This is a genomic window from Streptomyces sp. NPDC058685 (assembly GCF_042714725.1).
Classification (GTDB): domain Bacteria; phylum Actinomycetota; class Actinomycetes; order Streptomycetales; family Streptomycetaceae; genus Streptomyces.
On the sequence record NZ_JBHXSL010000002.1, the window covers coordinates 97233 to 120279 of the forward strand.

Genomic DNA, 23047 nt, shown 5'->3' on the forward strand with positions numbered 1-23047 from the left:
CCGCCGGGCGAACCGGTCTCACGTCCCGGTCGCGAGGACCGCGAGCCCCGCGGCTCCGGCGAGCACCGCGCACGCCGGCCACAGCAGACCGGGGGCGGCCGAGTACAGCAGACCCCCGATCGGCGGGGCCAGCACCTGCCCGCTGATGGAGGCGCCGGCGTACAGACTCTGGAACCTGCCCTGCGCGTGGGCGGGCGCCTCGTCAGCCACATAGGCGGTGGCGGTGGTCTTGTAGAGGATCTCGCCGGCGGTCAGCGACAGCATCATGGTGATCGCGAAGAGGAGTCCCGCGCCGGGTATCAGGAAGGCGTAGCCGAGCCCGACGAGCAGCAGCCCGGTACCGATGACGGGGAGCGGCGCGCGTCTGCGCAGGGCGTGGGCGACGGGGAGTTCGAGGCACAGGATGACCCCGCCGTTGACGGCGAGGAGCCAGCCGTAGACCTGGGTGTCCAGGCCGTGGTCGGCGAGCGAGAGCGGCAGGGTCGAGTACTGCTGCCGGTAGACGAGATCGACGCAGCCGATCGCGAGGAGCAGCACCAGCACGGCGGGCCGCGCGCGCAGTTCGTGCAGGACGCCAGGGGCGTCGGGGTCGCGAACGGGCTTGGCGTGCACGGCCGCCCGGGCCGGGAGCACGCGCGAGGCGTAGCCGGCGAAGGCGAGGGTGCCGAGGCCGTCGGCGACGAAGAGCCAGTCGTAGGAGACGGTGGTGGCGAGCAGCGCGCCGAGCGGCGGGCCGAGGGTGAAGCCGGCGTTGCCCGCGAAGCGCATCACGGCGAAGCCCTGACGGCGCGAGCCCTCGGGGACGGAGACGGCGACAAGGGCGGCGCTCGCGGCGCGGACGACCCCGGTGGCGTACTCGGCGAGCGGCAGGGCGGCGCAGAGCACGGGGATCGGGAGCACGGGCAGGGCGACGAGCACCACGCCGGCGACCGTCGCGCCGGCGAGGAGGGCCCTGCGATGACCGTGGCGGTCGCCGAACCATCCGCCGGTGAAGTTGCCGGCGACGAGGCCGGCGCCTCCGATTCCGCTGATGACGCCCGCCTCGGCGACGGTGAGACCGCGAGGGCCGGTCAGATAGAGGAAGAGATAGACGAAGGTGAAGCTGACGGCGGAGTTGAAGAACGCGCCGAAGGCGAGCATCCGCACGGTCCGTGGCACGTTCCGCAGCATGGTCACTCCGCCCCCCGAGTGAGTCTCTATAGGGAACTGACTATCGCAGCGGGCCGGATCAAGGTCAACGGGCTTTGTCCGCGGCGGTGTTCAGAGGCTGTTCGGACGGCGGCCGGTCGAACGGCGGCCGGTCAGCCGATGACGCGAGCCAGCACGTCGCGCGCGTACTCCGCGTCGTACGACGCGTCGGTGAGGAGCACCTGGAGACAGACGCCGTCCATCATCGCCATCAGGGCGCGGGCCGTGACGGGATCGGTCCTGCGGGCCAGGATCTCGGCGACCGAGTCGGTCCACTCGGCGGCCACCGGCCGCAGGGCGGGCCTGCGCAGTGCCGCCAGATAGAGCTCGTACTCCAGCTCCACCCCGGTTCGCTCGCCCGAGAGCCACTCCCCCATCAGCCGGGCGAGTTCGGTGGCGAGATCGGCGTCCGGGTCGGCGAGCGCCCGGCTGTCGCGCACCGCCGCGCCGAAGCCCTCGTTGGCCTGCCGCAGCGCGGCGACCAGCAGCTCGTCCAGCGAGGCGAAGTGGTACGTCGTCGAACCGAGCGGCACATCGGCCTCGGCCGCCACCGTGCGATGGCTGAGCCCGGCGATCCCGCGGCGCCCGACCACCCGGATCGCGGCGTCGATGATGCGCTGGCGGCGCTCGGGGTCGTAACGGCGGGGCATCAGTGCGCCCCGCCCAGATTCAGCACCACCACTCCGGCGATCACCAGCAGGATGCCGCCGATCCTCACCAGGCCGGCCGACTCCCCCAGGAAGATCATGCCGATGGCGGCCACCGCCGCGGTGCCGATGCCCGCCCAGATCGCATAGGCGGTGCCCACGGACATGGTCTTGAGGGTCTGGGCGAGCAGCGAGAAGGCGATCACATAGCCGATGACGGTGAGCACCGAGGGCCACAGCCTGGTGAATCCGTCGCTGTACTTCATGGCCGTGGTGCCGGCCACCTCCGCCACGATGGCCGCGGCGAGCAGTCCGTATCCCATGCGTACAAGCGTACACAACGTTGCGTACAGCCGTACACAACACCCGGATGCACACACGACGAAGCGGCCGTGTCCACCGGATGGCCCGGCGGTCACGGCCGCTTGTGTCGTACGGGAAGACGGATCAGACGTTGAACCCCAGCGCGCGCAGCTGCTCGCGCCCGTCGTCCGTGATCTTGTCCGGACCCCACGGCGGCATCCAGACCCAGTTGATCTTCAGCTCGTTGACGAGACCGTCCGTCGCCGACTTCGCCTGGTCCTCGATCACATCGGTCAGCGGGCAGGCCGCCGACGTCAGCGTCATGTCCAGCGTCGCGATGTTGGCGTCGTCGATGTGGATGCCGTAGATCAGACCGAGGTTGACCACGTCGATACCCAGCTCGGGGTCGACGACGTCGTACAGCGCCTCGCGGACTTCTTCCTCGGAGGCCGGCTTCAGCGCCGCCCCTGCGTTCTCCGTCATGCCGTCTTCCTCTCGGGGCTCTCGCCCAGCGCCTGTGCGGTCGCGTCCTTCCAAGCCATCCAGCTCAGCAGTGCGCACTTCACCCGGGCCGGGTACTTGGAGACACCGGCGAACGCGACCGCGTCCTCCAGCACCTCCTCCATCGCGTCGTCGGGCTCGATCTGGCCCTTGGACTGCATCAGCTCCAGGAAGGTCGCCTGGATCTTCTGCGCGTCCGCGAGGTCCTTGCCGACCAGCAGGTCGTTGAGCACGGAGGCGCTGGCCTGGCTGATGGAACAGCCCTGGCCCTCGTAGCTCACGTCCTCGATGCGGTCGCCGTCGTACTTCACGCGCAGCGTGATCTCGTCACCGCACGTCGGGTTGACGTGGTGCACCTCGGCGTCGCCGTCCCGCAGACCACGCCCGTGCGGGTGCTTGTAGTGGTCCAGGATGACTTCCTGGTACATCGAATCCAGCTTCACGCGTCAATCCCTCATCCGAAGAAGTTACGGACGTGCTCCAGCCCGTCGACGAGTGCGTCGACCTCGGCGGGCGTGGAGTACAGATAGAACGACGCTCGCGTGGTCGCAGGAATTCCGTACCGCAGGCAGACCGGGCGGGCGCAGTGGTGGCCGACACGGACGGCGATGCCCAGCTCGTCCAGGACCTGGCCGACGTCGTGCGGGTGGATGTCACCGAGCGTGAACGAGATCGCGGCACCGCGGTCCTCGGCCGTCACGGGGCCGATGATCCGCAGACCGGGCACCTCCTGGAGCCGCTTCACCGCGTACTCGGTGATCGCGTGCTCGTGGGCGGCGACGTTCTCCATGCCGATGGCGTTCAGGTAGTCCACCGCCGCGCCGAGACCGACGGCCTGGGCGATCGGAGGCGTACCGGCCTCGAACTTGTGCGGCGCGGGAGCGTACGTGGACGAGTGCATCGACACGGTCTCGATCATCTCGCCGCCACCGAGGAACGGCGGCAGGTCCTCGAGCAGCTCCTGCCGGCCCCACAGCACGCCGATACCGGTCGGGCCGCACATCTTGTGGCCGGTGAAGGCCACGAAGTCCGCGCCCAGCGCCTGGACGTCGACCGGCATGTGCGGCACGGCCTGCGAGGCGTCGATCAGCACCAGCGCGCCGACCTCCTGCGCACGGCGGACGATCGCGTCGACCGGGTTGATCGTGCCCATGATGTTCGAGACCAGCACGAAGGAGACGATCTTCGTCTTCTCGTTGATGAGCTCGTCGATGTTGGACAGGTCGAGCCGGCCGTCGTCGGTGAGGCCGAACCACTTCAGCTTCGCGCCGGTGCGCTGCGAGAGCAGCTGCCACGGAACGATGTTGGAGTGGTGCTCCATCTCCGTGATGACGATCTCGGTCTCGTGGTCCACCCGGTAGGGCTCGTCGGCCCAGCCGAGCATGTTGGCCACGAGGTTGAGCGACTCCGATGCGTTCTTGGTGAAGATCACCTCGTCGCGGCTCGGAGCGTTGATGAAGGACGCGACCTTGTCACGCGCGCCCTCGTACAGCGCCGTGGCCTCCTCGGCGAGGACGTGCACACCGCGGTGGACGTTGGCGTTGTGACGCTCGTAGTACTCGGTGACGGCGTCCAGCACCTGGCGCGGCGTCTGCGAGGTCGCCGCGTTGTCCAGGTACACGAGCTTCTTGTCGTCGTGGAGCACCCGGTCGAGGATCGCGAAGTCCTTGCGGATCGCCTCGGTGTCGAGGAGGCCCGGCAGCTGTGTCACGCGGATACGCCACCCTTCGTGTATGCCTCGTAGCCCTCGGACTCGAGCTTGTCGGCGAGCTCGGCACCGCCGGACTCGGCGATCCGCCCGTTCGCGAAGACGTGGACGAAGTCGGGCTTGATGTAGCGCAGGATGCGCGTGTAGTGGGTGATCAGCAGGGTGCCGACCTCACCGGTCTCGCGGACGCGGTTGACGCCCTCGGAGACGGTGCGCAGCGCGTCGACGTCCAGACCGGAGTCCGTCTCGTCGAGGATCGCGATCTTCGGCTTGAGGAGCTCCAGCTGAAGGATCTCGTGGCGCTTCTTCTCACCGCCGGAGAAGCCCTCGTTGACGTTGCGCTCGGCGAACGCCGGGTCCATGTGGAGCTGCTCCATGGCGGTCTTGACCTCCTTCACCCACGTACGCAGCTTGGGTGCCTCGCCGCGGATCGCGGTGGCGGAGGTGCGCAGGAAGTTGGAGACCGAGACGCCGGGGACCTCGACCGGGTACTGCATGGCGAGGAACATGCCGGCGCGGGCGCGCTCGTCGACGGACATCTCCAGGACGTCTTCGCCGTCCAGGGTCACGGTGCCACCGGTGATCGTGTACTTGGGGTGGCCCGCGATGGAGTAGGCGAGGGTCGACTTGCCGGAGCCGTTGGGGCCCATGATGGCGTGCGTCTCGCCCTGCTTCACGGTCAGGTCGACGCCCTTGAGGATCTCCCGGGGGCCGTTCTCGGCCTCGACGGAAACGTGCAGGTCGCGGATTTCAAGCGTTGCCATGGGTGACTCAGGACTCCTGGGTGACGGAGACGAGCACATCGTCCCCTTCGATCTTGACGGGGTATACGGGGACGGGGCGCGTCGCGGGCAGTCCGGACGGCTTGCCGGTGCGGAGGTCGAAGCTGGAGCCGTGCAGCCAGCACTCGATCTGGCAGTCCTCCACCTCGCCCTCGGACAGGGAGACGTTCGCGTGCGAGCAGATGTCGTTGATCGCGAACACCTCGCCCTCGGTCTGGACGAGCGAGACGGGCGTGCCGTCGAGTTCCACCCTCTTGGGGGTGTCCTCCTCCAGCTCGCTCAGCGCACAGGCCTTGACGAAGGACATCAGACCGACGCCTCCAGCTCCGCGTCGATCTTGGCGAGCAGTCGCTCCTCGACGTCCGGGAGACCGATCTGCTGGACCAGCTCCGCGAAGAAGCCGCGGACCACCAGTCGGCGGGCCTCCTCGGCGGGGATGCCGCGGGCCTGGAGGTAGAAGAGCTGCTCGTCGTCGAAGCGGCCGGTCGCGGAGGCGTGGCCGGCGCCGACGATCTCGCCGGTCTCGATCTCCAGGTTCGGCACCGAGTCGACCCGCGCGCCGTCCGTGAGGACGAGGTTGCGGTTCATCTCGTAGGTGTCGGTGCCCTCGGCCGCGGCCTGGATGAGCACGTCACCGATCCACACCGCGTGTGCGTCGTCGCCCTGGAGCGCGCCCTTGTACACGGCGTTGGACTTGCAGTGCGGGGTGTTGTGGTCGACCAGCAGACGGTGCTCCTGGTGCTGGCCCTTGTCGGTGAAGTACAGGCCGAAGAGCTCGGCCTCGCCACCGGTGCCCGCGTAGGAGACCCGCGGGTGCAGGCGCACGACGTCGCCGCCGAAGGTGACCACGACGGACTTGAAGGAGGCGTCGCGGCCGACCAGCGCGTTGTGCTGGGCGACGTGGACGGCCTTGCCGTCCCAGTCCTGCACGGAGACGACGGTGAGCTTGGCGCCGTCTCCCACCACGAAGTCGACGTTGGCCGCGAGGACCGCGTCACCGGTGTGGTCGATGACCACGACGGCCTCGGCGAACGCGCCGAGCTCGACGAGCTGGTGGCCGAAGGTCGTGCCGCCCTCACCGTGCACGGTGATGCGGACGGGCTCGGTGAGCACCGTGTCCTTGGGGACCGTGACGACCGAGGCCTTCTCGAAGGAGGAGTACGCCTGGGCGGCGACCCGGTCCACCGGGGTGCCGGCCCGGCCGAGCCGGGCGTCGTCGCGGCCGACGGTCTCCACGGTGACGCCCTCGGGCGCGTCGATCTCCACGGTGACGGCACCGCCCGTCGCGACGGCGGTGCCGTCGTGCAGGCCGGCCAGCCGCTCCAGCGGAGTGAAGCGCCACTCCTCCTCGCGGCCGTGCGGGACCGGGAAGTCCGCCACGTCGAACGAGGGCGGCGCACTCATACGAGTGGCGACGGTGGACTCTGCGGCCACCGCGATCGAACCGGCGGTGGTGGATCCCACCGGAATGTTCTGAGCCTCAGCCATGGCTGTCGGGGTGCTCTCTCTCTGCCTCTGCGTAAAGAAATCAGTCGCTGCGGGAAGGGCGGGCCGGGACTAACCGACCGAGCCCTCCATCTGCAGCTCGATCAGCCGGTTGAGCTCCAGCGCGTACTCCATGGGGAGCTCCTTGGCGATCGGCTCGACGAAGCCGCGCACGATCATCGCCATCGCCTCAAACTCCGTCATGCCACGGCTCATCAGGTAGAAGAGCTGGTCCTCGGAGACCTTGGAGACGGTCGCCTCGTGGCCCATGGACACGTCGTCCTCGCGGACGTCCACGTAGGGGTAGGTGTCCGAGCGGGAGATCGTGTCGACCAGCAGCGCGTCACAGAGCACGTTGGACTTCGCGCCCGGCGCGCCCTCGCCGATCTCGATCAGACCGCGGTAGGAGGTGCGGCCGCCGCCTCGCGCCACCGACTTGGAGACGATGTTGGAGGAGGTGTTCGGAGCCATGTGGACCATCTTGGCGCCGGCGTCCTGGTGCTGGCCCTCGCCCGCGAAGGCGATGGACAGGGTCTCGCCCTTGGCGTGCTCGCCCATCAGGTAGACCGCCGGGTACTTCATGGTCACCTTGGAGCCGATGTTGCCGTCGACCCACTCCATGGTCGCGCCCTCGTAGGCCACGGCCCGCTTGGTGACCAGGTTGTAGACGTTGTTCGACCAGTTCTGGATCGTCGTGTAGCGGCAGCGGCCGCCCTTCTTGACGATGATCTCGACCACGGCGCTGTGCAGCGAGTCCGAGGAGTAGATCGGGGCGGTGCAGCCCTCGACGTAGTGGACGTAGGCGTCCTCGTCGACGATGATCAGCGTCCGCTCGAACTGGCCCATGTTCTCCGTGTTGATACGGAAGTAGGCCTGGAGCGGGATGTCGACGTGGACACCCTTGGGCACGTAGATGAACGAGCCACCGGACCAGACGGCGGAGTTCAGCGACGCGAACTTGTTGTCGCCGACCGGGATGACCGTGCCGAAGTACTCCTGGAAGAGCTCCGGGTGCTCCTTCAGCGCGGTGTCCGTGTCGAGGAAGATGACGCCCTGCTCCTCCAGGTCCTCACGGATCTGGTGGTAGACGACCTCGGACTCGTACTGGGCCGCGACACCGGCGACGAGGCGCTGCTTCTCCGCCTCCGGGATGCCGAGCTTGTCGTACGTGTTCTTGATGTCCTCGGGCAGCTCTTCCCAGGACGCCGCCTGCTTCTCCGTGGAGCGCACGAAGTACTTGATGTTGTCGAAGTCGATACCCGACAGGTCGGAGCCCCAGCTCGGCATGGGCTTCTTGTCGAACAGACGCAGACCCTTGAGCCGCAGCTTCAGCATCCACTCCGGCTCGTTCTTCTTCTCCGAGATGTCGCGGACGACCGCCTCGGAGAGGCCGCGCTTGGCCGTGGCGCCTGCCGCGTCGGAGTCGGCCCAGCCGAATTCGTACGTACCCAGGCCCTCGAGTTCGGGGTGGGCAGTCTCCGTGGGGAGAGTCATGCGGGGTTCCTCCCGGCCGTGCTTGCAGATGCTGATGATGGTGTGGTCTTGGGAATGAACGTCGTGCACACCCCGTCGCCGTGGGCGATGGTGGCCAGACGCTGAACATGCGTGCCGAGCAGGCGGGAGAAGAACTCCGTCTCCGCCTCGCACAGCTGCGGGTACCGCTCGGCGGCGTGAGCGACCGGGCAGTGATGCTGGCAGAGCTGTTCCCCCGCCTGGGCATTGGGGGCGCTGCGCGCCGCAGCAGCGTACCCGTCGGCGCTCAGGGCCTTGGCCAGCGCTTCCGTGCGCCGGTCGGGGGCGGCCGCATCGATGGCCTTGCGGTAGGTCTCCGCCTGGGCCTCGATACGGTCCCGGGCGAAGGCGGCGACGGCCGCCTCTCCCGCCGCTCCGCCGCCCGCGGACCGCTCGATCCAGCGCAGGGCGTCCACGGCCAGTGCGTCGTACGACTGGTCGAAGGCGTCCCGGCCGCAGTCGGTCAGGGCGAACACCTTGGCGGGCCTGCCGCGGGTGCGCGCGCCGTAGATGCGCTGTTCCCGGGGCTCGACGACATTGTCGGCGACGAGCGTGTCGAGGTGACGGCGTACGGCTGCCTGGGTCAGTCCGAGGCGTGAGGCGAGGTCGGCCACGGTGGACGGGCCGTGGTCCAGCACGGACCGCGCGACCCGGTTGCGCGTCGAATGGTCCGAGCGCACACCGGTCGTGAGTTCCTCCTGCGGAGCCTCGCCGACGTTTTTCACAACACCATTGTTGCGTAATTCCTCCGGAGGTGACAACCGCCGTCCGGCCGACGGACCGGTGCGCTGCGTCACTAAGGGTTACCTAACGAAATCATCCGCCGGGTAGCCTCCGAACATGCTCTGAGCTGGCCGTTCTCCGGAATTCGATGCGGTGGAACGGGCCGCTCAACCTTGATCGTATTCAGCGAAAGTTACGCCGGAATTGGTCAGGAAACGCAGACGCAGGTGCCCGGGCCCGGCGTGGCCCGCCTCGATCCGGTACGTCTTGTGACCCGCTCCCCGAACCACCACATGGCCCGCCTAGACTTCCCCGCATGCGAAGCGAGTCCGTCGTCCAGATCCGGGGCCTGGTCAAGCGGTACGGATCCAAGACGGCCGTGGACGGCCTCGATCTCGAGGTCCCCCAGGGCTTGGTGACCGCTGTCCTCGGCCCCAACGGTGCCGGCAAGACCACCACCATCGAGACATGCGAGGGCTACCGCCGCCCCGACGGCGGCATGGTCCGGGTGCTCGGACTCGACCCGATCGCCGACGCGGCGGACCTGCGCCCCCGGATCGGTGTGATGCTCCAGTCCGGCGGGGTCTACTCCGGCTCACGCGCCGAGGAGATGCTGCGCCACATGGCGAAGCTGCACGCCCACCCGCTCGACGTGGACGCCCTGATCGAGCGGCTCGGCCTCGGCAGCTGCGGCCGTACGTCCTACCGGCGCCTCTCCGGCGGACAGCAGCAGCGGCTCGCGCTGGCTATGGCCGTCGTCGGCCGCCCCGAGCTGCTCTTCCTCGACGAGCCGACCGCGGGCCTGGACCCACAGGCCCGGCGCTCCACCTGGGACCTGGTGCGCGAACTGCGCGCCGACGGCGTCTCCACCGTGCTGACCACCCATTTCATGGACGAGGCCGAAGCCCTCGCCGACGATGTCGCCATCGTCGACGCGGGCCGGATCATCGCCCAGGGCAGTCCCGAGCAGCTGTGCCGGGGCGGGGCCGAGAACACCCTGCGCTTCACCGGCCGGCCCGGGCTCGACGTCGGCTCGCTGCTGAAGGCACTGCCCGACGGCACCGAGGCGGTCGAGCTGACGCCGGGCGCGTACCGGATAACCGGCCAGGTCGACCCGCAGCTGCTGGCGACCGTCACGTCCTGGTGCGCCCAGCACGGGGTGATGCCGGACGGCATCTCCGTCGAGCGCCACACCCTCGAGGATGTCTTCCTGGAGCTGACCGGCAAGGAGCTGCGCCGATGAGCGCCGGTACATACGCACCGCGGCCGGGTGCCGCGCCGCTGGCCCGGATGATCGGGGCGCAGGCCGCGTTCGAGACGAGGATGCTGCTGCGCAACGGCGAACAGCTGCTGCTCACCGTCGTCATCCCCTCGCTCGTGCTGGTGCTGTTCTCGACCGTCGGCATCATCGACACCGGCACGGGTGAGCCCGTCGACTTCCTCGCCCCCGGTGTGCTCGCCCTCGCCGTGATGTCCACCGCCTTCACCGGCCAGGCCATCGCCACCGGCTTCGAGCGGCGCTACGGGGTGCTCAAGCGGCTCGGCGCCTCGCCGCTGCCCCGCTGGGGCCTGCTGAGCGCCAAGACGCTCTCCGTCCTCGCCACCGAGGTGCTCCAGATCGCCCTGCTGACGGTGATCGCCTTCGCGCTCGGCTGGTCCCCGCACGGGGACCCGCTCTCCGTCCTGCTGCTGTTCGTCCTCGGCACCGTCGCCTTCTCCGGCCTCGGCCTGCTGATGGCCGGAACCCTGCGGGCCGAGGCGACCCTCGCCGCCGCGAACCTGGTCTTCCTGCTGCTGCTGGTGGGCGGCGGGGTGATCGTGCCGCTGGACCGGTTCCCGGACGGTGTGGAGTCGGTGCTCGCGCTGCTGCCGATCTCGGCGCTCTCCGACGGGCTGCGCGATGTTCTCCAGCACGGCACGTCCCTGCCGTGGGGCGATCTGGGCATCCTCGCCGGATGGTCGGTGCTCGGGCTCGGCGCGGCGGCCCGCTGGTTCCAGTGGGAGTGACGCGCCGCCGCTTTCCTCCGGGCCGGAAGTGACGCGCCCGCTTTCCTGCGTGCCGGAAGTGACCGGCGTCTTCCGTAGGTACTGACCCACGCGCCAGTATGGCTGCGAAGATCAGCGCGTGGGAGGCCTCGATGGAACGGACTGCCGCACTCCGGCTCGACGCGGAGTGGACGAAGGTCAGATCCGGCAGAGCCGGGGTGTCGCCGGACGTACGAGAGCGGATGCTCATCGAGCTGATCGCCGCCCTCACCCCGCACGCCGAACACGATCTCCCGCTCACCGCGCGGCTGAGTCTGCGCTACGGAGATCTGGCCCGGCACCACTTCGACACCGGCCGCCGCGCGGACGCGCTGATCGCCGTGCACGAGGCCGTACGGACGTGTGCGGAGCCTGCCGTGCACGACCCCGAGCACGCCCGCTGGTACGCCAGGGCGCTGATCAGCCAGGCCGTGTATCTCGCCGAACCCCTCAGCGACGAACTGGGGCTGCCGCGCTACGCCTTCCAGCCGGTCGGCGACCGGCCTCCGGCCGAGGCCCGCGCGGACGGCATCGCCGCGCTGGCGGCCGTCCACCGCGCCATCACGGTCTGGGAGAGCCTCGATCTGTCGGACCCGCAGAACCGGGAGGGCCTGGCCCAGGCCCATGCCTTCCTCGGCGACCGGCTGGAGGAGCTCGGCGATCCGGTGGAGGCGGCGGCCTGGGCCGTGCGGGCGGAGCGGGAGTACCACGAGCTGTGGTCGGGGGCGCAGGCGCGGGAGAGTCTGCAGGCGGCGACCCTGGAGCATCTGGGCGACCAGCTGGAACGGCGGCTGCGGCGCTGCCCGTTCAAGGGCGGGCTGACACGGCTCCGGTCCGATGACCTGCTGCCCGACCGGCTGCTCCCGCTGGCGGTGGTGGCCGCCCGCATCGAGGGCGCGGAACCGGACACCATCGCCGAGGGCCTGGACCTGGACCCCGCGGAGGTACGCCGGATGCTGCGGGCCCGGTCGTGGCGAGCGGTGTGGCGCTTCGACATCCGTGGCGCGGAGGGCGGGCCCTGGCTCCCGATGGAGTACCCGTGGCGGGGCATGGACGCGGTGACGGACCGCAGTGCGGCGGCCGTGGGACAGGAGCTGACCGACGCGTTCCTGCACTCCCCCGCGCGTCCGGGCCCGTCGGCATCATGGCGGATCGCCGTGTGGTGGGAGGAGGAGGACCACCTCGACGGGTCACGGTACCGCCGGACGTACGGGCCGGAGGTGGAACAGCAGCCGGGAGCGGGAGCGCGCGGAGGCGCGGGCCTGGAGGCCGCCCGGCCCGAAGCGGGCGCGGGGCCCACGGCGGACGCGCCCTGACGCCCGAGGGCGCACGAGGTGTGCACGCGACACCGCCGGCCCCGGCGCGGGCGCCCTGGCACCGTCGCCCCGGCTCAAGCTGACACCGTCGCCCCGGCGCGGGCGCCCTGACACCCCGGACCCGACGCGGCGTCCCGACACCCGCCGGACGGGGTGCACTCGCCCTGACTCCGGCGGCTCGCGGCGTACGCGCCTGGGCATCCGGCGGACGCGAACGGACGGTCCCGCCCGGCATTCAGGCGTATGTCCGACCCTTCCGGCACCCGAAGCCGACCCTCGTGAATGCATGCACAAGGCCCCGCCTACCATGGTGCCCGTGCAAACCCCCCTCGCCCTCATCGCCCGACGCTGGACGCCCACCCCCAGGACACTCCGGCGCGCCGCGCTCTCCGCCGTCGTCATGAGCGTGGTCATCATCGTCACGGGTGGCGCGGTCCGCCTGACCGGCTCCGGTCTCGGCTGCGACACCTGGCCCAAGTGCACGGACGACAGCCTCTTCGCCACACCCGAGCAGGGCCTGCACGGCGCGATCGAGTTCGGCAACCGGATGCTGACCTACGTCCTGTCGGCCGCGGTCGGCTGGGCCATCATCGCGGCGCGCTCCACCGAGCCGCGGCGCCGCGGGCTGACCCGGCTCGCCTGGGCGCAGTTCTGGATCGTGGCGAGCAACGCGGTGCTGGGCGGCATCACGGTGTGGGCGGGCCTCAACCCGTGGACCGTGGCGGGGCACTTCCTGGCCGCCAACGCGCTGCTCACCGTCGCGGTGATCACCTGGCACCGGGCCGGCGAGGGCGACACCGCACCGCGTCCCCGGGTCCCGCGCCCGGTCCGCAGGCTGTCCTGGGCCATCGTCGTCACCTCCGCGCTGCTGATCACGCTGGGCACCTCGGTGACCGGTTCCGGCAAGCACGCCGGTGACAGCAGCGACGTACCGCGCATGCCGTGGGACTGGGTGGACGCCGCACACATCCACGCGATCGCGGCCTGGGTGGTCTGCGCGCTGGCGCTCGCCATGTGGCTGGTGCTGCGGGTCGTGGACGCCCCCGACGACACCCGGGCCCGCGCCCGCGACCTGCTGCTGGTGCTCCTGGCACAGGGCGTCATCGGCTACGTCCAGTACTTCACCCAGGTCCCCGAGGCCCTGGTCGCCGCCCACATGCTCGGGTCCGCGCTGATGTGGATCGCGGTGCTGCGCCTCGCGCTGAGCCTGCGGGAGCGGCCCAGCCCGACGGCGGAGATCCCGGCCCAGAGCGACGTGGCACTGTCCCGCGCCTGAGCACCCACTCACCGCCCGCTGCCGCGGTCAGGGCCCGCTGATCACACCGCTTCCCGGAGCCCGTAGACCCTGCGGGCATTGGCCGAAGAGATCATCGTCGCCACCCGCTGGGCATCTGCCCGGGACCAGGCACCGTCGCCGACCCAGTCGCCGAGCACCCGCGCCAGCGACTCCCGGAAGATCCTGGCGCCCACCACATGCAGTTCGGGCAGCCCGCGCGCGCCGCTGGAGAACAGCAGCTTGCCGAACGGCGCGAGCTCCAGGATCTCCGCCAGTACCGCGGCCGCCCGGGCGCCCGTGTGCACGAGCGCCGGCCCGAGGTCCGCGTACACATGCGGGAAGACACTCGCCAGATGGGCCGCGTGGCGGTGGTACGGATAACCGTGCAGCAGCACGAGGTCGGTTCCGAGCCCCGCGGTCGCCGCGGCGAAACTCGTCAGCAGCATCGGGTCCTCCACCCCCACATGGAGCTGGAGCGGCAGCCCGGAGGCGACGGCGACCCACAGCACATGCCGTACGAGGACGGGGTCGGTGAGCGCGCCGCCGACCTGGCGCGCCGCCAGCCAGCGCCCGACCGCCCCGCGCACCTCGCCGGGGCCGGGGGGATCCGGCGCGAGGGCGAGCCCGTGGCACACGGCGGCGACGGAGGTGAAGGCCACCGCGGACGCGGCGGCGCCGTGGACGGCTTCGGCGAGGTTGGCGAGGAAGCCCTCGACGGTGCCCGAGGTGTCGGCGACCTGTTCGGCGAGAAGTTCGAGCCGTACGATCTCGCGGGCCTCGGCCGCGCCGGCGGCGGCGATCTCCGGCGGTCCGGTGAGATCCCCGGGCAGCCCGGTGTCCACCAGATAGGTGGAGATGCCGCTGCCTCTCAGCAGCCGTCTGCCCGCCTCCAGCACCCCGAGCTCACGGCGCCGGGCGAGGTAGCGGGCAGGCGGGCAGTGCGGTTCGAGCCCCAGCAGGGGCGGGCACCAGCGCCGGACGGCGAACCCCGTCTGGGTGTCGAAGAAGGTCGTGCCCGGCGCGGGCGGTCCCGTGGTGCGGCCCAGATGCGCCTCGAAGGTGCCGAGACCCAGCTCGGTGCGGAGCACCCCGTGACAGTACTGGTCCACGAGGGTCGGGGTGTCGATCATCCGGGCTCCCAGTCGTGGACCGTGTTTCCACAGTCCTAACGGGTGACACCCCGGCGAGGTGTTGCTCAGCCGTTGGAAGGACCGCCGACCTGGATGCCCGCCATACGGCTCCACTCGTACGGCCCTGTGCGGACCTTGGCGGCCAGGTCGCCGTCGAAGGAGTCATGGAGGGTGAGGCCGGCCTTCTCGGCGGCCGCGGCCGCGATCGCGTGCGTCGGCGCCACGAGGTCGCCCCACTCGCCGTCCTCGCCGATGAGCACGATCCGGGTGCCCGCTTGGCCGAGGTACTCGATGGTCCCGTCGGCGCCGCCGTGCGCCTTGGCGAAGGCGCCGATCTGCTTGGCGATCCGGGCCGCCTTGCGCCCCACCTGGCTGTCTGCCTGCTGCGTGTCTGCCATGGGGCGATGCTACTCGCGGGTAGGGCGCACCGGCCACGGCGGGTGCACGTGGCATGGGCCACGGCGGGGCCGCATCAGATCCGGGACGGCACGGAGAAAGAGGGCTGGTGCCGCGACAGGGCAAAGCCCGCCGCAAGCGGCGCTAGCGCAGGAAGGGGTCCACCGCGACCGCCACGAAGAGCAGCGAGACATAGGTGATGGACCAGTGGAAGAGCCGCATCTCCTTGAGCTTGCCGCCCATCACCTCGGCCTTGGCGCGTGCCTGGAGGGCGTGCGCCTCCCACAGCCACCAACCGCCCGCCGCCAGCGCCACCACCGTGTAGAACCAGCCGGTGTAGCCGAGCGGGGTGAGCAGCAGGGAGACCGCGACCATCACCCAGCTGTAGAGGACGATCTGGCGGGCCACCACCTTGTTGGAGGCGACGACCGGGAGCATCGGCACACCGACGCGCGCGTAGTCCTCCTTCACCTTCATCGACAGCGGCCAGTAGTGCGGCGGCGTCCAGAAGAAGATGACGAGGAAGAGGATGAGCGCGGCCCAGGACACCGAGTTGGTGACGGCGGACCAGCCGATCAGGACCGGCATGCAGCCGGCGATGCCGCCCCACACGATGTTCTGCGCGGTGCGCCGCTTCAGGATCATCGTGTAGACGACCACGTAGAAGAGGAGCGCGCCGAGCGAGAGAGCCGCTGACAGCCAGTTGACGAGCAGTCCGAACCAGAGGGTGGAGACCACCGTGAGGGTGAGGCCGAAGACCAGGCCCTCGCGCGGCGACACCATGCCGGTCACCAGCGGCCGCTGCGACGTACGGTCCATCAGCGCGTCGATGTCGCGGTCGATGTACATGTTGAGCGCGTTCGCGCCACCCGCGGAGAGGTAACCGCCGACACAGGTGGTGAGCACCAGCCACAGGTCGGGCACGTCCTGAGCGGCCAGGAACATCACCGGCACCGTGGTGATCAGCAGCAACTCGATGATCCGCGGCTTGGTCAACGCCACGAAGGCCTTGACCCGGGCTCCGAACGGCCGGTGACCGCGGTTCCTCGGGAACTCCCCCGCGGCCTCGACGGCATGGGCGGTGCCACCACCCGCTGGACGGGATTCGACGGCCGTCACGCACACCCCTGACAGAGACTCCTTGCAAGCCCGGGCAAGGAGAAAGGGCCCGGTAAAGACTTGCGCGTACCACGCCACTCTAGACGTTGCCCATACGTCGTCCCGCACGGGGGTGGCGTCGTGTTGAGCAGCGACCCCGGCCTGTGCGTATAGGTCGTCGAAGCTCGTCGAGCGCGCCGCCGGGAGGCGAAGTCGTCCCCGGGGCTGCACCCTGGCTGTGTCCGATTTTTCGAAAGGCATGCACTCGAAAAGGTGCGCGTTGTTCCGGGGGTAGGCTCGACAACGCCCGGTGCTTCCGTCGTCACCGGGATACGACATGTGGAGAGGAGCCCTGACTCAGGGTGAGCACCAAGCCGACCACCACAGACCTCGAGTGGACCGATCTGGACCAGCGGGCCGTCGATACCGTCCGCGTCCTGGCCATGGATTCCGTACAGAAGGTCGGCAACGGCCACCCCGGTACGGCCATGAGCCTCGCGCCCGCCGCGTACGTCCTGTTCCAGAAGCTGATGCAGCACGACCCGGCCGACCCGGACTGGACCGGCCGTGACCGGTTCGTCCTGTCCGCCGGTCACTCGTCGCTGACCCTCTACATCCAGCTCTACCTGGCCGGTTACGGCCTGGAACTCGACGACCTCAAGGCCTTCAGGACCTGGGGTTCGAAGACCCCCGGACACCCGGAGTACGGACACACCACCGGCGTCGAGACGACGACCGGCCCGCTCGGCCAGGGTGTCGCCAACGCGGTGGGCATGGCCATGGCCGCCCGCTACGAGCGCGGTCTGTTCGACCCGGACGCCGCCCCCGGCACCTCCCCGTTCGACCACACCATCTGGGCCATCGCCGGTGACGGCTGCCTCCAGGAGGGCATCTCCTCGGAGGCGTCCTCGCTGGCCGGGCACCAGAAGCTGGGCAACCTGGTGCTGCTGTGGGACGACAACCACATCTCCATCGAGGGCGACACGGAGACGGCCGTCTCCGAGGACACCCTCAAGCGCTACGAGGCGTACGGCTGGCACGTCCAGCGCGTCGAGCAGCTGCCGAGCGGCGACCTCGACCCGGAGGGCCTCTACCGTGCCCTCCAGGCCGCCAAGGCCGAGACCGAGCGCCCCTCCTTCATCGCGGCGCGCTCGATCATCGCCTGGCCGGCCCCGCACGCGCAGAACACCGAGGCCGCGCACGGCTCGGCGCTCGGCGACGACGAGGTCGCGGCCACCAAGCGTGTCCTCGGCTTCGACCCGGAGAAGAGCTTCGAGGTCTCCGACGAGGTCATCGCCCACACCCGCGGGGCGCTCGACCGCGGCCGTGAGGCCCGTGGCGAGTGGGAGAAGATCTTCGCCGCGTGGCGCACCGCGAATCCGGAGCGTGCCGCGGAGTTCGACCGGATCCGCTCGACCGAACTGCCCGGCGGCTGGGAGGAGAAGCTCCCCGACTTCGAGACCGGCAAGGGTGTGGCCACCCGCGCCGCCTCCGGCAAGATCCTTCAGGCGCTGGGCGCGGTCATCCCCGAGCTGTGGGGCGGCTCCGCGGACCTGGCGGGCTCGAACAACACGACGATCGACAAGACGTCGTCGTTCCTGCCCGCGGGCAACCCGCTGCCGGGCGCCGACCCGTACGGCCGCACCATCCACTTCGGTATCCGTGAGCACGCGATGGCCGCGGTCATGAACGGCATCACGCTGCACGGCAACACCCGTGTCTACGGCGGCACCTTCCTGGTGTTCTCCGACTACATGCGCAACGCGGTGCGGCTGTCGGCCCTGATGCACCTGCCGGTCACCTATGTGTGGACGCACGACTCGATCGGCCTCGGCGAGGACGGCCCGACGCACCAGCCGGTCGAGCACCTGGCCTCGCTGCGCGCCATCCCCGGTCTGAACGTCGTCCGTCCGGCGGACGCCAACGAGACCGCGATCGCGTGGCGCGAGATCATGCGCCGCTGGACCAAGGAGTTCGGCAAGGGCGCCCCGCACGGTCTGGCACTGACCCGGCAGGGTGTGCCGACCTACGAGCGCAACGAGGACGCCGCGCGCGGCGGTTACGTCCTCTTCGACGCCGAGGGCGGCGAGCCCCAGGTCGTCCTGATCGGCACCGGCTCCGAGGTCCAGCTGGCCGTCGAGGCGCGCGAGCAGCTCCAGGCCGAGGGCATCCCGACCCGGGTGGTCTCGATGCCGTCGGTCGAGTGGTTCGACGAGCAGGACCAGGCGTACCGCGACTCGGTGCTGCCGCCCGCCGTACGCGCTCGGGTGGCGGTCGAAGCCGGTATCGGACTCACCTGGTACCGCTTCGTCGGTGATGCCGGCCGCATCGTTTCGCTGGAGCACTTCGGCGCTTCGGCGGACGGCAAGGTTCTCTTCCGCGAGTTCGGCTTCACTGCCGACAATGTCGCCAGGGCCGCGCGGGAGTCTCTCGAAGCCGCCGCACGCTGACGCCGGTACACGACAAGTAGGAGATGCAACTCTCATGACAGACGCACTCAAGCGCCTCTCCGACGAAGGCGTCGCGATCTGGCTCGACGACCTGTCACGCAAGCGGATCACGTCCGGCAATCTCGCCGAACTGATCGACCAGCAGCACGTGGTGGGCGTCACCACCAACCCGTCGATCTTCCAGAAGGCGATTTCGCAGGGCGACGGCTACGACCAGCAGCTCACCGACCTCGCGGCCCGCAGGGTGACCGTCGAGGAAGCCCTGCGCATGATCACGACGGCCGACGTCCGTGACGCCGCCGACATCCTGCGTCCGGTCTACGACGCGACGCAGGGCCAGGACGGCCGGGTCTCCATCGAGGTCGACCCGCGCCTGGCGCACAACACCAGGGCCACCGTCGCCGAGGCCCGGCAGCTCGCCTGGCTGGTGGACCGGCCCAACACGCTCATCAAGATCCCGGCCACCAAGGCGGGCCTGCCGGCGATCACCGAGACCATCGGCCGCGGCATCAGCGTCAATGTGACGCTGATCTTCTCGCTGGAGCGCTACCGCGAGGTCATGGACGCGTACGTCTCCGGCCTGGAGCAGGCCAAGGAGCGCGGACTCGACCTGTCGAAGATCCATTCGGTGGCGTCGTTCTTCGTGTCCCGTGTGGACACCGAGATCGACAAGCGGCTGGACGCGCTGGGCACCCCGGAGGCCAAGGAGGCGCGCGGCAAGGCGGCTCTGGCCAACGCCCGGCTCGCCTACGAGGCGTTCGAGGAGGTCTTCTCCTCCGACCGCTGGGCCGCGCTCGACAAGGCGCAGGCCAACAAGCAGCGTCCGCTGTGGGCCTCGACCGGCGTGAAGGACAAGGCGTACAAGGACACGCTGTACGTCGACGAGCTGGTCGCGCCGGGCACGGTGAACACCATGCCGGAGTCGACCATGGAGGCCGTGGCCGACCACGGCCAGATCACCGGTGACACGGTTCGCGGCACGTACGACGACGCGCGCGCCGCCATCGAGGCTGTCGAAAAGCTCGGCATCAAGTACGACGACGTCGTGCAGCTGCTCGAGGACGAGGGCGTCGAGAAGTTCGAGGCGTCCTGGAACGACCTGCTCAAGTCGACCGAGGCCGAACTCAAGCGCCTCGCCCCTTCGGAGGGCTGACCACCTTGTCCGGTACGTACGAAGCCAATCCGCTTCGTGACCCCGCAGACCGACGGCTCCCGCGTATCGCGGGGCCGTCGGGCCTGGTCATTTTCGGTGTCACGGGCGATTTGTCCCGTAAAAAGCTGATGCCCGCCGTCTACGACCTGGCCAACCGGGGACTGCTCCCGCCGGGCTTCTCCCTCGTCGGGTTCGCCCGGCGCGAGTGGCACGACGAGGACTTCGCCCAGGAGGTCCACGACGCCGTCAAGGCGCACGCCCGCACCCCCTTCCGTGAGGAGGTCTGGCAGCAGCTCATCCAGGGGATGCGCTTCGTCCAGGGCGACTTCGACGACGACGACGCCTTCGAGCAGCTGAAGGCGACCATAGAGGACCTGGACAAGAAGCAGGGCACCGGCGGCAACTTCGCCTTCTATCTGTCCGTCCCGCCGAAGTTCTTCCCCAAGGTCGTCCAGCAGCTCAAGAAGCACGGGCTCGCCGACCAGAAGGAGGGCTCCTGGCGCCGCGCCGTCATCGAGAAGCCGTTCGGCCACGATCTGGTCTCCGCCAAGGAGCTCAACCAGGTGGTGCACGAGGTCTTCCCGGCCAACGAGGTCTTCCGGATCGACCACTACCTCGGCAAGGAGACGGTCCAGAACATCCTGGCCCTGCGCTTCGCCAACACGCTCTTCGAGCCGATCTGGAACCGGTCGTACGTCGACCATGTGCAGATCACCATGGCCGAGGACATCGGCATCGGCGGCCGGGCCGGGTACTACGACGGCATCGGCGCCGCCCGTGACGTCATCCAGAACCACCTTCTCCAACTCCTCGCGCTGACCGCGATGGAGGAGCCCGCCTCCTTCGAGGCGGACGCCCTCGCCGCCGAGAAGACCAAGGTGCTGGGCGCGGTGAAGCTGCCCAAGGACCTCGGCACCGGTACGGTCCGCGGGCAGTACGCCGAGGGCTGGCAGGGCGGCGAGAAGGTCGTCGGCTACCTCCAGGAAGACGGCATCGACGCCAAGTCGAAGACCGACACCTACGCGGCGGTCAAGCTCGAGATCGACAACCGCCGCTGGGCGGGCGTGCCGTTCTATCTGCGGACGGGCAAGCGGCTCGGCCGCCGTGTCACCGAGATCGCGGTCGTCTTCCAGCGCGCCCCGCACTCGCCCTTCGACCACACGGCGACGGAGGAGCTGGGCCAGAACGCCCTGGTCATCCGCGTGCAGCCGGACGAGGGCGTGACCCTGCGGTTCGGCTCGAAGGTGCCGGGCACCTCGATGGAGGTACGGGACGTCTCGATGGACTTCGCCTACGGCGAGTCCTTCACCGAGTCCAGCCCCGAGGCGTACGAACGCCTTCTCCTCGACGTACTGCTCGGCGACTCCAACCTCTTCCCGCGGGTCGAGGAGGTCGAGCGCTCCTGGATGATCCTCGATCCCGTCACGGAGTACTGGGCCAAGCACGGCAAGCCCGCCCAGTACCCGGCTGGGACCTGGGGGCCGGACGAGGCGGACGAAATGCTCGCACGAGACGGACGGAGCTGGCGTCGGCCATGAAGATCGACCTCACGGACACCACGTCCAGCAAGATCAACAAAGCACTGGTGCAGGCACGCCGGGCGATCGGCACACCGGCCGTCGGCATGGTCCTCACCCTCGTCATCGTCACCGACGAGGAGAACGCCTACGACGCGCTGAAGGCGGCCAGCGAGGCATCGCGCGAGCACCCCTCGCGCAAGCTCGTCGTCATCAAGCGGGTCTCGCGCTCGCCGCGCGACCGGGCGAAGGCACGCCTGGACGCCGAGGTGCGGGTGGGCACGGACGCCGGCACCGGCGAGACGGTGGTCCTGCGGCTGTACGGCGAGGTCATCGACCACGCCCAGTCCGTGGTGCTGCCGCTCCTGCTGCCCGACGCCCCGGTCGTCGTCTGGTGGCCGGTGAACGCACCGCTCGACCCGGCCAAGGAGCCGCTCGGCGCGCTCGCGCAGCGACGGGTCACGGACTCCTATGCGGCCGAGGAGCCCGTGAAGGAGCTCGTGGCACGCGCCTCCGCCTACACCCCCGGCGACACGGACCTGTCCTGGGCCAGGATCACCCCCTGGCGCTCGATGCTGGCCGCCGCCCTGGACCAGGTGGCCTGCGACGTCACCGCGGTCGAGGTGGAGGGCGAGGAGTTCAACCCGAGCTGCGAGCTGCTCGCCATGTGGCTGGCGGACCGGCTGAAGGTGCCGGTCAAGCGCACCGGATCGGCGGGCCCCGGGCTCACGGCCGTGCGCATGGAGAGCTCGTGCGGTCCGATCGTGCTGGACCGGGCCGACGGCTCGCTGGCCACCCTGTCCATCAAGGGGCAGCCGGATCGCGCGGTCGCCCTGAAGCGGCGCGAGACCGCCGAGCTGATCGCGGAGGAGCTCCGTCGGCTGGACCCCGACGAGATCTACGCCTCGGCGCTGCGGTTCGGCGTGCACCGGCTCTCGGACGGCGGGGACATCGCACCGGACAAGGCCGAGGCCACCCCGGCGAAGAAGGCTCCCGCAAAGAAGGCGGCAGCGAAGTGAGTGCGCCGCAGCTCGTCGTCCACCGCGACAAGGAGCTGATGGCGCAGGCCGCGGCGGCCCGGCTGATCACGAAGATCGTGGACGCCCAGGCCGCGCGCGGTTCGGCGTCGGTGGTCCTGACGGGCGGTCGCAACGGCAATGCGCTGCTGGACGCCCTCGGGACCTCGCCGGCCCGCGACGCGATCGACTGGGGGCGGCTGGACCTGTGGTGGGGGGACGAGCGGTTCCTCCCCGACGGCGACCCCGAGCGCAATGTCACGCAGGCCCACGCGGCCCTGCTGGACAGGGTTCCCGTTGATCCGGCCCGGGTGCATGCGATGGCCCCCTCGGACGGCGCGTACGGCAGCGACGTGGAGGCCGCGGCCGCCGCGTACGCCACCGCGCTCGCCGCCGCGGCGGGTCCGGAGGACCACGGTCCGGTCCCCCGGTTCGACGTCCTGATGCTGGGCGTCGGCCCCGACACCCATGTCGCCTCGCTCTTCCCGGAGCATCCGGCGGTGCGGGAGACCGAACGCACGGTGGTGGGCGTGCACGGCTCGCCGAAGCCGCCGCCGACCCGCATCACGCTCACGCTCCCGGCGATCCGGGCGGCGCGTGAGGTGTGGCTGCTGGCGGCCGGTGAGGACAAGGCGAAGGCGGTGCAGATCGCCCTGTCGGGTGCGGGTGAGGTGCAGGCGCCCGCGGCCGGTGCGTACGGACGCAGCAGGACGCTGTGGCTGCTGGACGGGGCTGCGGCCTCGGAGCTGCCGCGTGATCTCTACCCGCCGGCGTCGCCCTGACATCGCCCCTGAGGGGACGGGCTCCACGGAGTCCTCTGT

General features: G+C 70.1%; 23 protein-coding genes. 9 read left to right on the forward strand and 14 right to left on the reverse strand.

Annotated features, from left to right (window positions below; genetic code table 11):
• Positions 1 to 18: 18 nt before the first annotated feature.
• From ACFWU3_RS02210 to ACFWU3_RS02260, 11 genes are all read right to left on the reverse strand, one after another.
• The gene (locus ACFWU3_RS02210; RefSeq protein ID WP_384429832.1) at positions 19 to 1176 is read right to left on the reverse strand and encodes an MFS transporter; all 1158 of its coding nucleotides are present in this window, start codon (positions 1174 to 1176) and stop codon (positions 19 to 21) included.
• A 125-nt stretch (positions 1177 to 1301) separates the two neighbouring features.
• The gene (locus ACFWU3_RS02215) at positions 1302 to 1838 is read right to left on the reverse strand and encodes a TetR/AcrR family transcriptional regulator (RefSeq protein ID WP_384429834.1); all 537 of its coding nucleotides are present in this window, start codon (positions 1836 to 1838) and stop codon (positions 1302 to 1304) included.
• Entirely contained in the window at positions 1838 to 2158 is a 321-nt protein-coding gene (locus ACFWU3_RS02220) for a DMT family transporter (RefSeq protein WP_384429837.1), read from the reverse strand. The genes ACFWU3_RS02215 and ACFWU3_RS02220 overlap by 1 nt, the downstream gene beginning before the upstream one ends.
• 124 nt (positions 2159 to 2282) lie before the next feature.
• Positions 2283 to 2621: a metal-sulfur cluster assembly factor gene (locus ACFWU3_RS02225; RefSeq protein ID WP_384429838.1), complete on the reverse strand. Its 339-nt coding sequence runs from the start codon at positions 2619 to 2621 to the stop codon at positions 2283 to 2285.
• Positions 2618 to 3082 (reverse strand): Fe-S cluster assembly sulfur transfer protein SufU, encoded by a 465-nt coding sequence (sufU, locus tag ACFWU3_RS02230; RefSeq protein WP_313947038.1) that lies wholly within the window; start codon positions 3080 to 3082, stop codon positions 2618 to 2620. Before sufU ends, ACFWU3_RS02225 begins: the two co-directional genes overlap by 4 nt.
• A gap of 11 nt (positions 3083 to 3093) precedes the next feature.
• Positions 3094 to 4350 (reverse strand): cysteine desulfurase, encoded by a 1257-nt coding sequence (locus ACFWU3_RS02235; protein ID WP_384429842.1) that lies wholly within the window; start codon positions 4348 to 4350, stop codon positions 3094 to 3096.
• Complete coding sequence (gene sufC, locus ACFWU3_RS02240) at positions 4347 to 5111, reverse strand: Fe-S cluster assembly ATPase SufC (protein WP_313947036.1); 765 nt, start codon at positions 5109 to 5111, stop codon at positions 4347 to 4349. Before sufC ends, ACFWU3_RS02235 begins: the two co-directional genes overlap by 4 nt.
• Positions 5112 to 5118: 7 nt before the next feature.
• Positions 5119 to 5436 (reverse strand): bifunctional 3-phenylpropionate/cinnamic acid dioxygenase ferredoxin subunit, encoded by a 318-nt coding sequence (locus ACFWU3_RS02245; RefSeq protein WP_384429845.1) that lies wholly within the window; start codon positions 5434 to 5436, stop codon positions 5119 to 5121.
• Positions 5436 to 6617, reverse strand: a complete 1182-nt coding sequence (gene sufD, locus ACFWU3_RS02250) for a Fe-S cluster assembly protein SufD (RefSeq protein ID WP_384429847.1) — start codon at positions 6615 to 6617, stop codon at positions 5436 to 5438. Before sufD ends, ACFWU3_RS02245 begins: the two co-directional genes overlap by 1 nt.
• Positions 6618 to 6686: 69 nt before the next feature.
• Complete coding sequence (sufB, locus tag ACFWU3_RS02255; protein WP_384429850.1) at positions 6687 to 8108, reverse strand: Fe-S cluster assembly protein SufB; 1422 nt, start codon at positions 8106 to 8108, stop codon at positions 6687 to 6689.
• Positions 8105 to 8851 (reverse strand): helix-turn-helix transcriptional regulator, encoded by a 747-nt coding sequence (locus ACFWU3_RS02260; protein ID WP_384429853.1) that lies wholly within the window; start codon positions 8849 to 8851, stop codon positions 8105 to 8107. The genes sufB and ACFWU3_RS02260 overlap by 4 nt, the downstream gene beginning before the upstream one ends.
• A 314-nt stretch (positions 8852 to 9165) precedes the next feature.
• Here ACFWU3_RS02260 and ACFWU3_RS02265 point away from each other — a divergent pair, with 314 nt between their 5' ends.
• From ACFWU3_RS02265 to ACFWU3_RS02280, 4 genes are all read left to right on the forward strand, one after another.
• On the forward strand, positions 9166 to 10092 hold the full coding sequence (locus ACFWU3_RS02265) for an ABC transporter ATP-binding protein (RefSeq protein ID WP_384429856.1): 927 nt from the start codon (positions 9166 to 9168) through the stop codon (positions 10090 to 10092).
• Positions 10089 to 10856: an ABC transporter permease gene (locus ACFWU3_RS02270; protein ID WP_384429859.1), complete on the forward strand. Its 768-nt coding sequence runs from the start codon at positions 10089 to 10091 to the stop codon at positions 10854 to 10856. Before ACFWU3_RS02265 ends, ACFWU3_RS02270 begins: the two co-directional genes overlap by 4 nt.
• Before the next feature lie 131 nt (positions 10857 to 10987).
• Positions 10988 to 12190 (forward strand): hypothetical protein, encoded by a 1203-nt coding sequence (locus ACFWU3_RS02275; protein ID WP_384429862.1) that lies wholly within the window; start codon positions 10988 to 10990, stop codon positions 12188 to 12190.
• A 307-nt stretch (positions 12191 to 12497) separates the two neighbouring features.
• On the forward strand, positions 12498 to 13466 hold the full coding sequence (locus ACFWU3_RS02280; protein ID WP_384429865.1) for a heme A synthase: 969 nt from the start codon (positions 12498 to 12500) through the stop codon (positions 13464 to 13466).
• Between the two features lie 41 nt (positions 13467 to 13507).
• Here ACFWU3_RS02280 and ACFWU3_RS02285 read toward each other — a convergent pair whose 3' ends face one another.
• The 3 genes from ACFWU3_RS02285 to ACFWU3_RS02295 all read right to left on the reverse strand — a co-directional run bounded on the left by ACFWU3_RS02285 (position 13508) and on the right by ACFWU3_RS02295 (position 16117).
• Entirely contained in the window at positions 13508 to 14596 is a 1089-nt protein-coding gene (locus ACFWU3_RS02285; protein WP_384429868.1) for an amidohydrolase family protein, read from the reverse strand.
• A 65-nt stretch (positions 14597 to 14661) separates the two neighbouring features.
• Complete coding sequence (locus tag ACFWU3_RS02290) at positions 14662 to 14994, reverse strand: hypothetical protein (protein ID WP_384429871.1); 333 nt, start codon at positions 14992 to 14994, stop codon at positions 14662 to 14664.
• Positions 14995 to 15136: 142 nt separating this feature from the next.
• A complete protein-coding gene (locus ACFWU3_RS02295) occupies positions 15137 to 16117 on the reverse strand; it encodes a heme o synthase (RefSeq protein ID WP_384429874.1) in 981 nt (326 codons plus the stop codon).
• Positions 16118 to 16452: 335 nt separating this feature from the next.
• Here ACFWU3_RS02295 and tkt point away from each other — a divergent pair, with 335 nt between their 5' ends.
• Genes tkt through pgl form a run of 5 tightly spaced genes read left to right on the forward strand, consistent with a single transcriptional unit; the run spans position 16453 to position 23008 of the window.
• Complete coding sequence (gene tkt / locus ACFWU3_RS02300) at positions 16453 to 18540, forward strand: transketolase (RefSeq protein ID WP_384429876.1); 2088 nt, start codon at positions 16453 to 16455, stop codon at positions 18538 to 18540.
• A gap of 34 nt (positions 18541 to 18574) precedes the next feature.
• Positions 18575 to 19693 (forward strand): transaldolase, encoded by a 1119-nt coding sequence (tal, locus tag ACFWU3_RS02305; RefSeq protein ID WP_384429879.1) that lies wholly within the window; start codon positions 18575 to 18577, stop codon positions 19691 to 19693.
• Between the two features lie 5 nt (positions 19694 to 19698).
• Positions 19699 to 21231 carry a glucose-6-phosphate dehydrogenase gene (gene zwf / locus ACFWU3_RS02310; protein WP_384429882.1) on the forward strand — a complete coding sequence of 511 codons (1533 nt, stop codon included), beginning with the start codon at positions 19699 to 19701 and terminating at the stop codon, positions 21229 to 21231.
• Entirely contained in the window at positions 21228 to 22229 is a 1002-nt protein-coding gene (gene opcA / locus ACFWU3_RS02315) for a glucose-6-phosphate dehydrogenase assembly protein OpcA (protein WP_384429886.1), read from the forward strand. The genes zwf and opcA overlap by 4 nt, the downstream gene beginning before the upstream one ends.
• Positions 22226 to 23008, forward strand: coding sequence for a 6-phosphogluconolactonase (gene pgl / locus ACFWU3_RS02320; RefSeq protein WP_384429888.1), 783 nt, complete (start codon positions 22226 to 22228; stop codon positions 23006 to 23008). Before opcA ends, pgl begins: the two co-directional genes overlap by 4 nt.
• Positions 23009 to 23047 lie beyond the last annotated feature (39 nt).